This is a genomic window from Streptomyces europaeiscabiei, from assembly GCF_036346855.1.
In the GTDB taxonomy this organism is placed as follows: domain Bacteria; phylum Actinomycetota; class Actinomycetes; order Streptomycetales; family Streptomycetaceae; genus Streptomyces; species Streptomyces europaeiscabiei.
Genome location: NZ_CP107841.1, coordinates 2,176,416 through 2,189,281, shown reverse-complemented (window position 1 = coordinate 2,189,281; position 12,866 = coordinate 2,176,416). Strand labels below are relative to the sequence as shown.

Here is a 12,866-nt window from a genome sequence, read left to right as displayed (position 1 = left end):
GTGAGCGGGCGAGAACGAAGGCGGCGGGCCGTGGTCAGGCGATACGGCCCGCCGCCAGCACCACCCTCGCCAACTCCTGGTGGCAGATGTCGCTGTGGGCGCCGGACGGTGCGCCTCCGCGTCTGACCACCGCCGCCGCGTCGATGTTCACGCAACCCGATGCCGGCAGTCGGGTCTTGAGGGCGTCGGCCAGCCTGAACGACCGGGTGCCCTTGACGGCCTGCACCCCGCCGTAGCCGAGGGCCCCCCACTTGGCGCCGAGGAGGCTGTTCACGCTCAGGCCCAGCACCGTCCGCGCGTCGCCCGCCATCCGGGAGGCGAGCGGGTAGATCGTGCCCAGCGCCGAGTCGTGCTTGGAGTGGCAGCACACCAACGGCCCGTCGATGCGCTTGTGCTGACCGTTCAGGACGCCGCTCGCGCGTGCGTCGTGGGGCAGGCGCGCCGCGAACGCGTAGTGGGAGAAGGCCGCCTGAAGGAGCGTCACCGACTTCACGGTGTGCACCCCTTCGGGCAGCCCGCGCAGCGCGAACGACACGAGACGCGCGCCGAAGCTGTGCCCGACGAGGTGCACCCGCACGTTCGGAGCCGTGCGCGCGAGCTGCCCGAGCAGCCGCCCGAGCCCACGCTCGCCGACCGTCCCCGCCCGGCGCTTCATCGCGAAGTACGTGGCCTGACGCAGGAGTTCATGGGCGCCGTCCCAGGCCTGCGGCAAGGCGGGCACGGCCCCGGTCATCACCCCCGAGGCCTCGACCTCCGCCAGCGCCGCCGCGAAGTCCGCGCACACCGTCGCCGCGTCCCCGCACAGCATCCCGGGCGTGCCCTCCGGCACTCCCTCCGCGATGGTGTCCGCAGTGAACGCCGCCTGCGGTCCCTGCGGCGCCACCTCCACCAGCAGTCGTACGAGCCGCCCGTACTCCTCCAACGAGGCGCCGTCGTGCGGCCGTTGGTTCAGCAGCCGCGCGAGCTGCTCGACCACGGTGGCCCGCCCGGGGAAGACCTCCAGCAGCGCGTGCCGGGTGCTCTTGTCCAGTGCGGGTCGGCTGGGCGCCACGGCCGGGACCGGCTCGAGGTCAGGGATCGGCTCGTCCGAGAACCGCATCGAGGGCCACAGCACGCCCACGTACCCCAGCTTCGCGTGCGGCGCGAGCGCCGGGAACGGGGCGAGGAAGCGGCTGTACAGGCGGGTCGCGCCGGACCGGTCGCTGTTCCAGCCGTGTGCGAAGACGACCAGGTCCACGACCCCGCGCCTGCGGACCCCGTCGAGCAGCCGGTCCCGCTGACCGGTGTCCACGTCGCCGTCCGCGTCGAAGGTCAGTTCCCAGTAGGGAGTCACGCTCATTTCCGGATCCGCCATGACGAGCCCCCTTCGGCCCCCGTCGGTAATGCGCTCAGGCGCATGGTCCTGCCAACGGCGAGGGATGGCCATAGGTCACGAAGGGCTCTTGACGCCCATTATCGGTTTATCGGTACAGCAAGTACTCCTTGCGTACTTTGCGGAACGCCGCCAGCTCCTCCTGCCAGCCCGCCACGATCGCGTCCGTGTCGGCCCCCGCGTCGATCATCGTCCGCACCCGCGCCGAACCGGTCAGCTTGTCGATCCAGTTGTCCGGACGCCAGGCGAAGCCGCTCCACACCTTCCTGGCGGTCACCAGGAGGCCGATCCCGGTGCGCACCGGGTCGTACGCGGCCCGGTCGTGGACATGGATCTGCACACCCCCGATGGTCTTCCCCTGGAACTTGGAGAACGTCGGCGCGAAGTAGGCCTCCCTGAAGTGCGCGCCGGGCAGCCCGAGCTCGTTCGCGGCGGCCGCCCACCTCCGGTCGACGCCCTCCGCGCCCAGCAGTTCGAACGGCCGTGTGGTGCCGCGCCCCTCCGACAGGTTCGTCCCCTCGAAGAGACACGTGCCCGCGTACACGAGCGCGGTGTCCGGCGTCGGCATGTTCGGGCTCGGCGGCACCCAGGGCAGCCCGGAGTCGTCGTGGAACCGCGACCGCTTCCAGCCCGACATCGGTACGGTCTCCAGCGGCACGGGCTTGGTGAGGAACTCCTCGTTGAACAGCCCTGCCAGCTCCGCCACCGTCATCCCGTGCGCCTGGGAGATGGGCTGCCGCCCGACGAACGTCGCGAACTCCTTGTGCAGCACGGGTCCTTGGGCGCTCCGCCCGGTGATCGGGTTCGGCCGGTCCAGCACGACGAAACGCTTCCCGGCGAGCTGGGCCGCCTCCATGCAGTCGTACAGCGTCCAGATGTACGTGTAGAAGCGGGCGCCCACGTCCTGGATGTCGAAGACGACCGTGTCCACGCCGGAGGCGGTGAAGATGTCCGCGAGGGGGCGGCCGCTCTTCAGGTACGTGTCGTAGACCGGCAGCCCGGTCGCCGGGTCGTCGTGGCGGCCCTCGGAGCCGCCGGCCTGGGCGGTGCCCCGGAAGCCGTGCTCCGGGCCGAAGACGGCTGTGAGGTCCACGCGGTCGTCGGCGTGCATCACGTCGACGATGTGGCGGGCGTCCTCGGTGATGCCGGTGGGGTTGGTGACGATGCCGACCTTCTGACCGCCCAGGGTTCGGTAGCCGTCGGCGGCCAGACGCTCGAAGCCGGTACGAAGCCCTTGGCGGGCTGCCCCGGCCGGGGGAGCGGTGGTGAGGCTCGCGGTGGCGGCTGTGGAAGCGGTGGCTGCCGTGGAGGCGGCGAGGAAGGTGCGGCGGGAGAGGCGCATGGGGGGTGACCTCCGGGTCGCGGGAAGCGGCGTATACGCAAGCTAAGCGCTCCCGCGGGTGGTTTGTAACCTGCGGGGCGGTTGTGGCTGGTCGCGCCCACGCGGCGGAGCCGCAGACGTCGCAGCCCCGCGCCCCTTGGGGGGCTCCCGCCGGTGTGTGCTGCGAGTGGCTCTTCTCTGCTGCATACCGACCGGTTAGTCTGGTGGCCTGAGTGGAGCCGTTCGTGGTACGTCGCGTCGAAGGCGAAGGAGACCGATCGTGGGAGCCGTACAGGGTGCGGGTGTGGTCGTCACAGGGGCCGGGGGCGGGATCGGGGCCGCTCTGGCGCGGCGGTTCGCCGCCGAGGGGGCCCGGGTCGTGGTGAACGACCTGAACGGTGACCGGGCGAAGGCCGTGGCCGACGAGATCGGCGGCATCGCGGTGCCCGGGGACGCGTCCTCGATCATCGCCGAGGCGCGTGACGCGCTCGGCGGCACCGTGGACGTGTACTGCGCGAATGCCGGGCTCGCCTCCGGCGGGACGGAAGCGGCCGACGAGAAGGTGTGGGCGCTCGCCTGGGATGTCAACGTGATGGCGCACGTCCGGGCGGCCCACGAGCTGCTGCCGGCATGGCTGGAGCGGGGCAGCGGGCGCTTCGTCTCGACGGTCTCGGCGGCGGGGCTGCTGACGATGATCGGCGCGGCGCCCTACAGCGTCACCAAGCACGGGGCGTACGCGTTCGCCGAATGGCTGTCGCTCACCTACCGGCACCGGGGCGTCAAGGTCCACGCGATCTGCCCGCAGGGCGTGCGCACCGACATGCTGACGGCCTCCGGCAGCGCGGGCGACCTGGTGCTCGCGCCGACCGCGATCGAGCCGGAGGACGTGGCCGACGCGCTCTTCGACGGCATCGAGAAGGACCGCTTCCTGATCCTGCCGCACCCCGAGGTGGCCGGTTTCTACCAGGCCAGGGCGGCCGACCCGGAGCGCTGGCTGACGAACATGAACCACATCCAGCAGAAGTGGGAGACGACGGGCTGACGGCCCTGCCCGGCGGGCGGGTGCCGGAGAGTGGGATGATCCTCCGGCGGGAGCGCCCGATTCCGGCCGGTAGGAACCGGCCGGGGCCCGACGGGCGACCACCGCCAGGTGACAACAGAACCTCGGAAGGCAGGTGGCGGCAGTGCCCAGGACGACGGACGGTGACGGTACTCCCGTCCCGCAGCGGCTGCTGGCCGCAGCCACCCGGCTCTTCGCCGAGCGGGGCTACGACCGCACCTCCGTGCAGGAGATCGTCGAGGCGGCCGGCGTCACCAAGGGCGCGCTGTACCACTACTTCGGGTCCAAGGACGACCTGCTGCACGAGGTGTACGCGCGCGTGCTGCGCATCCAGCAGGAGCGGCTGGACGCGTTCGCCGGGGCCGACGCGCCCGTCGAGGAGCGCCTGCGGGGTGCCGCCGCCGATGTCGTCGTCACCACCATCGACAACCTCGACGACGCGATGATCTTCTTCCGGTCCATGCACCATCTGAGCCCCGAGAAGAACAAGCAGGTCCGAGCGGAACGCCGCCGTTACCACGAGCGCTTCAGGGCGCTGGTGGAGGAGGGACAGGAGACGGGCGTCTTCTCCAGGGCCACCCCCGCCGACCTGGTGGTCGACTACCACTTCGGCTCGGTCCACCACCTGTCGACGTGGTATCGCCCGGATGGCCCGATGGCCCCCCAGGAGGTGGCGGACCACTTGGCGGACCTGCTCCTGCGGGCGCTGCGGCCGTAGGGCGAAAGCACGGCCCTTGCGGGCCCCTGAGAAGCACGGGGCGGAGCCGCTGCTTTTCAGGGGCGCGGGGAACTGCGCGAGAAGCCCCACTCACCCGCACCACCCACTCACCCGCACCCGACAACGCACCCCCCCCGCACACTCACACGTACCGCTTCAGCTCCCGCCGAGCGAGTGACCGCTGATGCACCTCGTCGGGCCCGTCCGCGATCATCAGCGTCCGCGCCCCCGCGTACAGCTCGGCCAGCGGGAAGTCCTGGCTCACACCCCCCGCACCGTGCAGCTGGATGGCCCGGTCGATGATGTCCACCACCGTCCGCGGCGTAGCGATCTTGATCGCCTGGATCTCCGCGTGGGCCCCCTTGTTGCCCACCGTGTCCATCATCCACGCCGTCTTCAGCACCAGCAGCCGCAACTGCTCCACCGCCACCCGCGCGTCGGCGATCCAGTTGTGCACGACCCCCTGCTGCGCCAGCGCCTTGCCGAAGGCCTCCCGCGCCACCGCCCGGCGGCACATCAGCTCGATCGCCCGCTCGGCCATCCCGATCAGCCGCATGCAGTGATGGATACGCCCCGGCCCGAGCCGCGCCTGCGCGATGGCGAAACCGCCGCCCTCCTCGCCGATCAGGTTGGCGGCCGGCACCCGCGCACCCTCGAAGACCACCTCGGCGTGACCGCCGTGGGAGTGGTCCTCGTAGCCGAACACCTGCATCGCGCGCTTCACCGTGACACCCGGGGTGTCACGAGGGACCAGGATCATCGACTGCTGGCGGCGGATGTCGGCCCCGTGCGGGTCCGTCTTGCCCATCACGATGAAGATCCGGCAGTCGGGGTTCATGGCCCCGGAGATGTACCACTTGCGCCCGGTGACGACATAGTCGTCGCCGTCCCGCTCGATCAGCGTGGTGATGTTGGTGGCGTCCGAGGAGGCCACCTCCGGCTCGGTCATCGCGAAGGCCGACCGGATCTCACCGGCGAGCAGCGGCTCCAGCCACTGCTTTTGCTGCGCATCGTCGCCGAACTGGCTCAGTACTTCCATGTTGCCCGTGTCGGGCGCGGCGCAGTTCAGCGCGGTCGGCGCCAGCTGCGGCGAGCGCCCGGTGATCTCGGCGAGCGGCGCGTACTGGAGGTTGGTGAGTCCGGCCCCGTACTCGGAGTCGGGCAGGAAGAGGTTCCACAGGCCCTGCCTGCGGGCCTCGGCCTTCAGCTCCTCCACCACGGCGGGCGTGTCCCACGGCGAGGCCAGCTCGGCGCGCTGTTCCTCGGCCACGGCTTCCGCCGGGTACACGTACGCGTCCATGAAGGTGAGGAGCTTGGCGCGCAGCTCCTCCGTGCGGGCGTCGAATGCGAAGTCCATGGCGGGTCAGCCTTCCTGGGTGCCGGCGCGAAGAGTTGTCAGGCCGTGTTCGATGAAGACGGGGACCAGATCGCCGATGCGGTCGAAGCCTCGGCCGACCGTCTGGCCGAGTGTGTACCGGTAGTGGATGCCCTCCAGGATCACGGCGAGCTTGAACCAGGCGAACGCCGTGTACCAGGACACCGAGGCGACGTCGCGGCCCGAGCGTGCCGCGTACCGCTCGACGATCTCGGCCGGATCCGGATGCCCGGCCGCCGCCGCGGTCGTGGAGACGGGGGAGTCGGGCGTCGCGAGCGGCACGCTGTACATCACCAGCAGGCCCAGGTCGGTGAGCGGATCGCCGAGCGTCGACATCTCCCAGTCGAGGATCGCCCTGATCCGGTCGTCGTCACCCAGCAGGACGTTGTCGAGCCGGTAGTCGCCGTGCACGACGGTCGGGGCGGGGGAGTGGGGCAGCCGGCGCCCCAGGGCCGCGTGCAGTTCGTCGATGCCGGCCAGGTCGCGGTTGCGGGACGCGTCCAACTGCTTGCCCCAGCGCCGCAGTTGCCGGTCCAGGAAGCCCTCCGGGCGCCCGAAGTCGGCGAGGCCCACCTCGGCGGGGTCCACCGCGTGCAGCTCGACGAGGGTGTCGACCAGGCTCAGCACGGCTGCCCGGGTGCGCTCCGGGCCCAGCGGGGCCAGCTGCTCGGCGGTGCGGTAGGGGGTGCCCTCCACGAAGTCCATGACGTAGAAGGGCGCGCCGAGCACGTCCTCGTCCCCACAGAACAGCACCGGACGCGGCACCGGTACGTCCGTCGCGTGCAGCGCGCTGATCACGCGGTGCTCGCGCTTCATGTCGTGCGCGGTCGCCAGCACATGGCCCAGCGGGGGCCGCCGTACGACCCACTTCGCGGAGCCGTCCGTGACCTCGTACGTCAGGTTCGACCGTCCGCCCTCGATCAGCCGGCCGGTGAGCGGGCCGCCCACGAGTCCGGGCCGCTCGGCGTCGAGCAGGGCGCGGAGCCGGTCGGGATCGAGACCTGGCGGCTGCTCTGGGTGCATCATCGCTCCTACACGCGGTTTACCGTGACCCGTCTCATGATGCCGACCGGTCGGTATGTCGTCCAGTGGGCGGCACGAAAGTGATCGGAGTCTCCACGGATCCGGCCGGGATCCGGCCGGGATCCGGCCGGGGGTGCGGCCGGATCCCGGGACGGGCCGTCACGCGTGGCAGGTCATCATCTCCCCGCCGTTGATGGTCGCCATGTCCATGAACCCGGCGAACGGGTCGACGCCCTCGCCCTCCGGCTCCCCGTCCAGCTCGGCGTACGCCCGGCGCAGGTTCGCCACCAGCCGCTCGCTCTCCGGCAGTGCCGCGTACTCCCCGAGATCCGTGCTCCGGGCCGCCTCCAGCGGCGTCAGCCCCGCGGCGTGCGACTTCTCGGCGACCTCGGCCACGAACCGCATGTACCGCTCGGCCCTGTCGAACGCGGACGGGTCGGTGACCGGCCCGTGTCCCGGTACGACGGTCTCGGCGCCCAGCTCGCGCAGCAGCGCCAGCGCCCGCAGCGAACCGCTCAGCGAGCCCATCAGGAAGAACGGCGTCCCGCCCTCGAAGACCAGGTCCCCCGCGAACAGCACCCGCCGGTGCGGAAGCCACACGACCGAGTCGCCGACCGTGTGCGAGACGCCGGGGTGGATGACCTGGGCCTCGATGTCGCCGACGTGGAGCGTCACGCGGTCGTCGTACGTCAGGTCCGCGCCCTGGATGTCGACGTCGCCGAAGTCGGTCTGCGGCCACAGCAGATGGAGGTGCTGCCCGCTGGCGAGGGCCTCGCGGCGGCAGGCCGAGTGCGAGACGAGGGTGGCGGACGGCGTGAAGAAGCCGTTGCCGTAGGTGTGGTCCCCGTGGTGGTGGGTGTTGACCAGGAGCCGGGGCTTCGGGACGCCGGTCGCGTCGAGCGCGGCGCCCAGGGCACGGGTCCTGCGCTCCGTCGCCGCCGTGTCCACGAGCAGGGTGGTGGTGCCGTCACTCACGAAACCGGAGTTGTTCAGACACCATCCGCCGTCCGGCTGTACATACGCGTACACGTCGCTCGCGAGCTCGACGGTGTACGGCTCTTCCGCGGTCATAATGACCCCCTTCATCCCCCCGGATCGTCGCCAACTGGTGCTCAGAGCCTGCCAGTCGGTGACGATCCGGTGGAATCCGGGGTCTACGGAAGCGGCGCAGGTGGTTGTGCTGTCGCCGGTGTCGGCACCCGCCGTCGGCCGACGGTGCCGTCAGTGGTCGTCCCAGTGCCCGTCGTGGGCGGCGTGCCGGTGTCCGTCGTGCACATAGTCCACGTGGTCCCCGTGCGTGACCGCCTGGTGCCCGCAGTCCTCGCCGTGCTCGTGGCCGTGACCGTCGTGCGCGGTGTGCCCGCTCGGCTCGCATTCGTCCCAGTGGCCGGAGTGCTCGCGGTGCAGATGCCCGTCGTGCGCGTAGTCGGTGTGGTCGCCGTGCGACACGGCGGTGTGCCCGCAGGCGGGGCCATGGTCGTGGTCGTGGACGGGGTGTTCCTGGTGCAGGGTGGTCATCGCGCTCACCTTCGGTGGTACGGGGGTGACATAACAAGGCTAGTCACAGAAGTCCCACTTCTACCTTTTTGAAACTCCATGCGCGCACCAAGACCTGTCCCCACTTCGGTTTGCTCGATCGCTCCGCGTTGCTTCCTGTCACTCTCCGTCGTGTCCTGTCGTTCGGCGGCCCCGTGACGCCAGGGCCGGGTGTCAGGACACCAGGGCCGCGCCGCACACCGCGAGGGCGATCACACACAGGACGGCCGCCGCGGCCGTCCGGGGTACGAGGACCGGTGGGCGGGAGGCCGTCAGGGCGTCGATACGGCGATGGGCGAGGGTCAGGAAGCCCAGCCACAGCACCGCGCACAGGGCCGCGGCCACCACTCCGGCCGTCGACGGCCCGCCGTGCAGCGCGGACTTCGCGGCGAGCACGGCGATCACGGCACCCGCGAGGGTCGTACGCCGCCAGGCGAGCCGGGTGCGCTCGGGCTGGAGGCCGGGGTCACGGTCGGGGGCCGCACGGGGAGCGGGGGGCGGGCTCACCCCTCCCACCCGACCAGCACCACGGCGACCATGGCGACGGCGACCACGGCGACGACAAGGCCGAGCACCGCCGGGAAGCGGGACACCGGCAGGTCCTCCCCGCGCCGCATCGCCCGCTCGCAGCGCACCCAGTGGTTGACCGCGCGCAACGCGCACAGCACCCCGGCGGCCAACAGGGCGAGCGCGAGCCCCACGCGCCAGCCCCAGCGCAGGTCCGGCAGGAACTGGTCCACCGCGAAACCGCCGCCGACGAGGGCGAGCGCGGTACGCAGCCAGGCCAGGAACGTCCGCTCGTTGGCCAGGGAGAACCGGTAGTCCGGGGTCCGGCCTTCCTCCCGGATCTCACCGGGGGCGAACCAGAGCCGGACGTTCTGTACAAATTCGATCACTCGCAGGACATTACCGGTCGGCTTCGGAGCGCAGGTCGCCCTCCCCGCGCTTCACCCCGCGCCCCTGCGCGCCCTCAGCCGCTGGTACGCCGCCATCCCGTCCGGCACCCATTCCCACTCGCCCAGCCGCCGCTCCACCTCGGCCTCCGCCAGGAAGCCGTGCCAGGCGACCTCCTCCGCCTGCGGGTCCACCGGCAGTTCGCAGCGGACCTCGTACACGGCCGACCACCAGGTCCGCCCGGCCCCGTCGTCGTACAGGAACTTGAACAGCGGGTCGGGCCGGGGCAGCCCGGAGACACCCAGCTCCTCCTCGGCCTCGCGGAGCGCCGCGTCGTCGTAGGACTCGCCCGCTCCGACGACCCCGCCCACGAACATGTCGTACAGCGACGGAAAGATCAGTTTCGTGCCCGTCCGGCGATGCACGAAGACACGCCCCTCGGCGTCCCTGACCAGCACGAACACGGCCCGATGACGCATCCCCCGGGCGTACACCTCCCCTCGCGGGGCCTGCCCGATGACCTGGTCACTCTCGTCCACGATGTCGAGGATCTCGTCGGCGGCACTCATGTCCCCATCCAAGCAAGGGGAGGGTGTGGCGAGAAGCAAGGGGCGCAGCCCCTGCTTCTCAGGGGCGCGGGGAACTGCGCGAGAAGCCCCACTCAGCCGCACTCGCCACCCAGCCGCACTCGCTACGCAACCCGCACCCCCGAGCTCTCCTGCACCCCCGAGCTCTCCCGCGTCCCCCCGGAGACCCCGCACGGCATCGCAGGATGCATCCCGAGGAGCACCACCCCCACGACGACCCCTGCCAGCCCCGCCGCCTCCCACGCGAGCGCCCCCGCGTCCATCCGCAGCCGATCCCCGAGGAACCCCACCCCGCACGCGATCCCCGCCAGCGGCTGCGCGGCGGTGAGCGCCGGCAGGGACATCCGCAGCGGCGCCGCCTCGAAGGCGCTCTGCACGAGCAGGAGCCCGGTCACGCCGAGCAGCACGACCCCGTAGGGCTGCCACGAGGTGAACAGCCCGCCCCAGCCGGCCCCGGCGAACAGCTGGCCGCTGACCCGGGTGAGCGCGTCCTGGACGCCGTAGAGGAGCCCGGCCGCGACCGCCAGCAGCACCGGCGCCGCACTGAGCCGCGACCGCTTCGCGTATGTCGTGAGCAGGAGCGCGAGTCCCAGCATGACGCCGATGATCAGCCACTGCCGGAAGGGGCCGCCGACCGCCGCCCCGCCCTCCGGCCGCCCGGCGACGATGAACGCGGTGACTCCGCCCGCGAGCAGCACGAGCCCCGCCCAGCCCTGGCGGCCCAGCGGCTGACGGGTCTGCCGACGGGAGAGGGCGAGCGCGAAGAGGAGGTTCGTGGCCAGGAGCGGCTCCACGAGGGTGACCTCGCCCTGGCTGAGAGCGATCGCGCCCAGAGCCATGCCGCACACCATCAGCCCGATGCCGCCGAGCCAGCGCGGCACCCGGATCAGGTCGAGCAGCAGCCGGGGCGAGAGGAAGTCGCCCAGCGGGGCGTGCGCGGCGGCCTGCTGCTGGAGAACGAAGCCGAAGCCCAGACAGCAGGCGGCGCCCACGGCGAGAAGAAGAACGAGAACCGACACGCGGAATACCTCGGGTCGTCGGACGGGCCGCGGTGACCGTCCCACCGGACGTCCCGCTCGGTACCCCGCCACGGAGGCGATTTGTGCCTCGACGGGTGGCCCGATACGTATTCGGACGACTGTAGCCGCCCCGACGAAGGCTGTCCGTAAGAGGAGACACATCTCGGCAGTTGACTAGGTCACTCCTTCTGCCGAAGGATCTGGTGCAAAGCTGCTGACCGGCCGGTAACAAGGCGTGGGGCCGTGCCGGCCTGCTTCGGCCTGCTCCCGCTTGCCTGACCCGTTCCCCGAGAGGACGTCCTCCAATGTCGTACGACGCAGATGTGATCGTGATCGGGGCGGGCCTCGCCGGGCTCGCGGCGACCGCGGAGCTCGTCGACGCGGGCCGTAAGGTGATCCTCCTCGACCAGGAGCCGGAGCAGTCGATCGGCGGCCAGGCGCACTGGTCCTTCGGTGGACTCTTCTTCGTCGACTCGCCCGAGCAGCGCCGCCTGCGTATCAAGGACAGCCACGCGCTCGCCCTCCAGGACTGGATGGGCACGGCCGCCTTCGACCGCGAGGAGGACCGCTGGCCGCGCAAGTGGGCCGAGGCGTACGTCGACTTCGCGGCCGGTGAGAAGCGCTCCTGGCTCCACCAGCAGGGCGTCCGGTTCTTCCCGGTGGTCGGCTGGGCCGAGCGCGGCGGCTACGACGCGAACGGGCACGGCAACTCCGTCCCCCGCTTCCACATCACCTGGGGCACCGGCCCCGGCCTCGTCGAGCCCTTCGAGCGGCGGGTGCGGGAGGGCGTGGCCCGGGGGCTGGTCCAGCTGAAGTTCCGGCACCGGGTGACCGGCCTGTCACGCAGCGCGGGCGCCGTCGACACCGTCACCGGCGAGATCCTGGAGCCGTCGGCCATCGAGCGCGGCCAGGCCAGCAGCCGCGAGGTCACCGGTGCCTTCGAACTGAAGGCCCAGGCCGTGATCGTCACCTCCGGCGGCATCGGCGGCAACCACGACCTCGTCCGCGCCAACTGGCCCGAGCGCCTCGGCAACCCCCCGGAGAAGATGATCTCCGGCGTGCCCGCGCACGTCGACGGCCGGATGCTCGGCATCGCCGAGGAGGCGGGCGCCAACCTCATCAACCGCGACCGCATGTGGCACTACACCGAGGGCATCCAGAACTGGAACCCCATCTGGGAGAACCACGGCATCCGGGTCCTGCCCGGCCCGTCCTCGCTCTGGCTGGACGCCCGCGGCAAGCGACTTCCCGTGCCGCTCTTCCCGGGCTTCGACACCCTCGGCACCCTCGAACACATCATGAAGACCGGCTACGACTACACGTGGTTCGTCCTCGACCAGAAGATCATCGGCAAGGAGTTCGCCCTCTCCGGCTCCGAGCAGAACCCCGACCTGACCGGCAAGTCCATCAAGGACGTCTTCATCCGGGCCCGCGCGGACGTCCCCGGCCCGGTGAAGGCCTTCATGGACAACGGCGTCGACTTCGTCGTCGAGAAGGACCTCGGCTCCCTCGTGCGCGGTATGAACGCGCTCACGAAGGAGCCGCTGATCGACGAGGCCGAGCTGCGCCGCGAGATCGTCTCCCGGGACCGCGAGGTCGCCAACCCCTTCACCAAGGACCTGCAGATCATGTCGATCCGGGGGGCCCGCAACTACCTCGGCGACAAGCTCATCCGCACCGCCACCCCGCACCGCATCCTCGACCCGAAGGCGGGTCCGCTGATCGCCGTCCGCCTGAACATCCTGACCCGCAAGACCCTCGGCGGCCTGGAGACCGACCTCTCCTCCCGCGTCCTCACCGAGGGCGGCGACCCGCTGGAGGGTGTGTACGCGGCGGGCGAGGCCGCCGGCTTCGGCGGCGGCGGTGTCCACGGCTACCGCTCCCTGGAGGGTACGTTCCTCGGCGGCTGCCTGTTCTCGGGCCGCACGGCGGGCCGCGCGGCGGCGAAGGCGGTGCGCTGA

13 protein-coding genes are annotated in these 12,866 nt (G+C 71.4%); 3 read left to right on the top strand and 10 right to left on the bottom strand.

Annotation, left to right across the window (positions count from 1 at the left end; genetic code table 11):
* Positions 1-34: 34 nt before the first annotated feature.
* Both OG858_RS09365 and OG858_RS09360 read right to left on the bottom strand, forming a co-directional pair.
* Positions 35-1,354, bottom strand: a complete 1,320-nt coding sequence (locus OG858_RS09365) for a serine-threonine protein kinase (RefSeq protein WP_086750830.1) — start codon at positions 1,352-1,354, stop codon at positions 35-37.
* Positions 1,355-1,460: 106 nt separating this feature from the next.
* Positions 1,461-2,714, bottom strand: a complete 1,254-nt coding sequence (locus OG858_RS09360) for an exo-beta-N-acetylmuramidase NamZ family protein (RefSeq protein ID WP_086750831.1) — start codon at positions 2,712-2,714, stop codon at positions 1,461-1,463.
* A gap of 256 nt (positions 2,715-2,970) precedes the next feature.
* Here OG858_RS09360 and OG858_RS09355 point away from each other — a divergent pair, with 256 nt between their 5' ends.
* Both OG858_RS09355 and OG858_RS09350 read left to right on the top strand, forming a co-directional pair.
* Positions 2,971-3,735, top strand: a complete 765-nt coding sequence (locus tag OG858_RS09355; protein WP_086750832.1) for an SDR family oxidoreductase — start codon at positions 2,971-2,973, stop codon at positions 3,733-3,735.
* A 142-nt stretch (positions 3,736-3,877) separates the two neighbouring features.
* Positions 3,878-4,471, top strand: a complete 594-nt coding sequence (locus tag OG858_RS09350; protein ID WP_037701931.1) for a TetR/AcrR family transcriptional regulator — start codon at positions 3,878-3,880, stop codon at positions 4,469-4,471.
* A 142-nt stretch (positions 4,472-4,613) separates the two neighbouring features.
* Here the strand turns inward: OG858_RS09350 and OG858_RS09345 are convergent, their stop codons facing one another.
* The 8 genes from OG858_RS09345 to OG858_RS09310 form a co-directional block, all read right to left on the bottom strand.
* Complete coding sequence (locus OG858_RS09345; protein WP_086750833.1) at positions 4,614-5,828, bottom strand: acyl-CoA dehydrogenase family protein; 1,215 nt, start codon at positions 5,826-5,828, stop codon at positions 4,614-4,616.
* Positions 5,829-5,834: 6 nt separating this feature from the next.
* Positions 5,835-6,869, bottom strand: coding sequence for a phosphotransferase family protein (locus tag OG858_RS09340; RefSeq protein ID WP_086750835.1), 1,035 nt, complete (start codon positions 6,867-6,869; stop codon positions 5,835-5,837).
* Between the two features lie 159 nt (positions 6,870-7,028).
* Positions 7,029-7,940: an MBL fold metallo-hydrolase gene (locus OG858_RS09335; RefSeq protein WP_327723761.1), complete on the bottom strand. Its 912-nt coding sequence runs from the start codon at positions 7,938-7,940 to the stop codon at positions 7,029-7,031.
* A 150-nt stretch (positions 7,941-8,090) separates the two neighbouring features.
* Positions 8,091-8,387 carry a hypothetical protein gene (locus tag OG858_RS09330; RefSeq protein WP_037725554.1) on the bottom strand — a complete coding sequence of 99 codons (297 nt, stop codon included), beginning with the start codon at positions 8,385-8,387 and terminating at the stop codon, positions 8,091-8,093.
* Between the two features lie 192 nt (positions 8,388-8,579).
* Positions 8,580-8,912: a DUF202 domain-containing protein gene (locus OG858_RS09325; protein ID WP_319263421.1), complete on the bottom strand. Its 333-nt coding sequence runs from the start codon at positions 8,910-8,912 to the stop codon at positions 8,580-8,582.
* On the bottom strand, positions 8,909-9,301 hold the full coding sequence (locus OG858_RS09320) for a YidH family protein (RefSeq protein ID WP_037701919.1): 393 nt from the start codon (positions 9,299-9,301) through the stop codon (positions 8,909-8,911). The genes OG858_RS09325 and OG858_RS09320 overlap by 4 nt, the downstream gene beginning before the upstream one ends.
* A gap of 51 nt (positions 9,302-9,352) precedes the next feature.
* Complete coding sequence (locus OG858_RS09315) at positions 9,353-9,868, bottom strand: NUDIX hydrolase (RefSeq protein ID WP_319067210.1); 516 nt, start codon at positions 9,866-9,868, stop codon at positions 9,353-9,355.
* 122 nt (positions 9,869-9,990) lie between these two features.
* The gene (locus tag OG858_RS09310; RefSeq protein ID WP_319263417.1) at positions 9,991-10,905 is read right to left on the bottom strand and encodes a DMT family transporter; all 915 of its coding nucleotides are present in this window, start codon (positions 10,903-10,905) and stop codon (positions 9,991-9,993) included.
* A 305-nt stretch (positions 10,906-11,210) separates the two neighbouring features.
* Here OG858_RS09310 and OG858_RS09305 point away from each other — a divergent pair, with 305 nt between their 5' ends.
* Complete coding sequence (locus OG858_RS09305; protein WP_319067213.1) at positions 11,211-12,866, top strand: FAD-binding dehydrogenase; 1,656 nt, start codon at positions 11,211-11,213, stop codon at positions 12,864-12,866.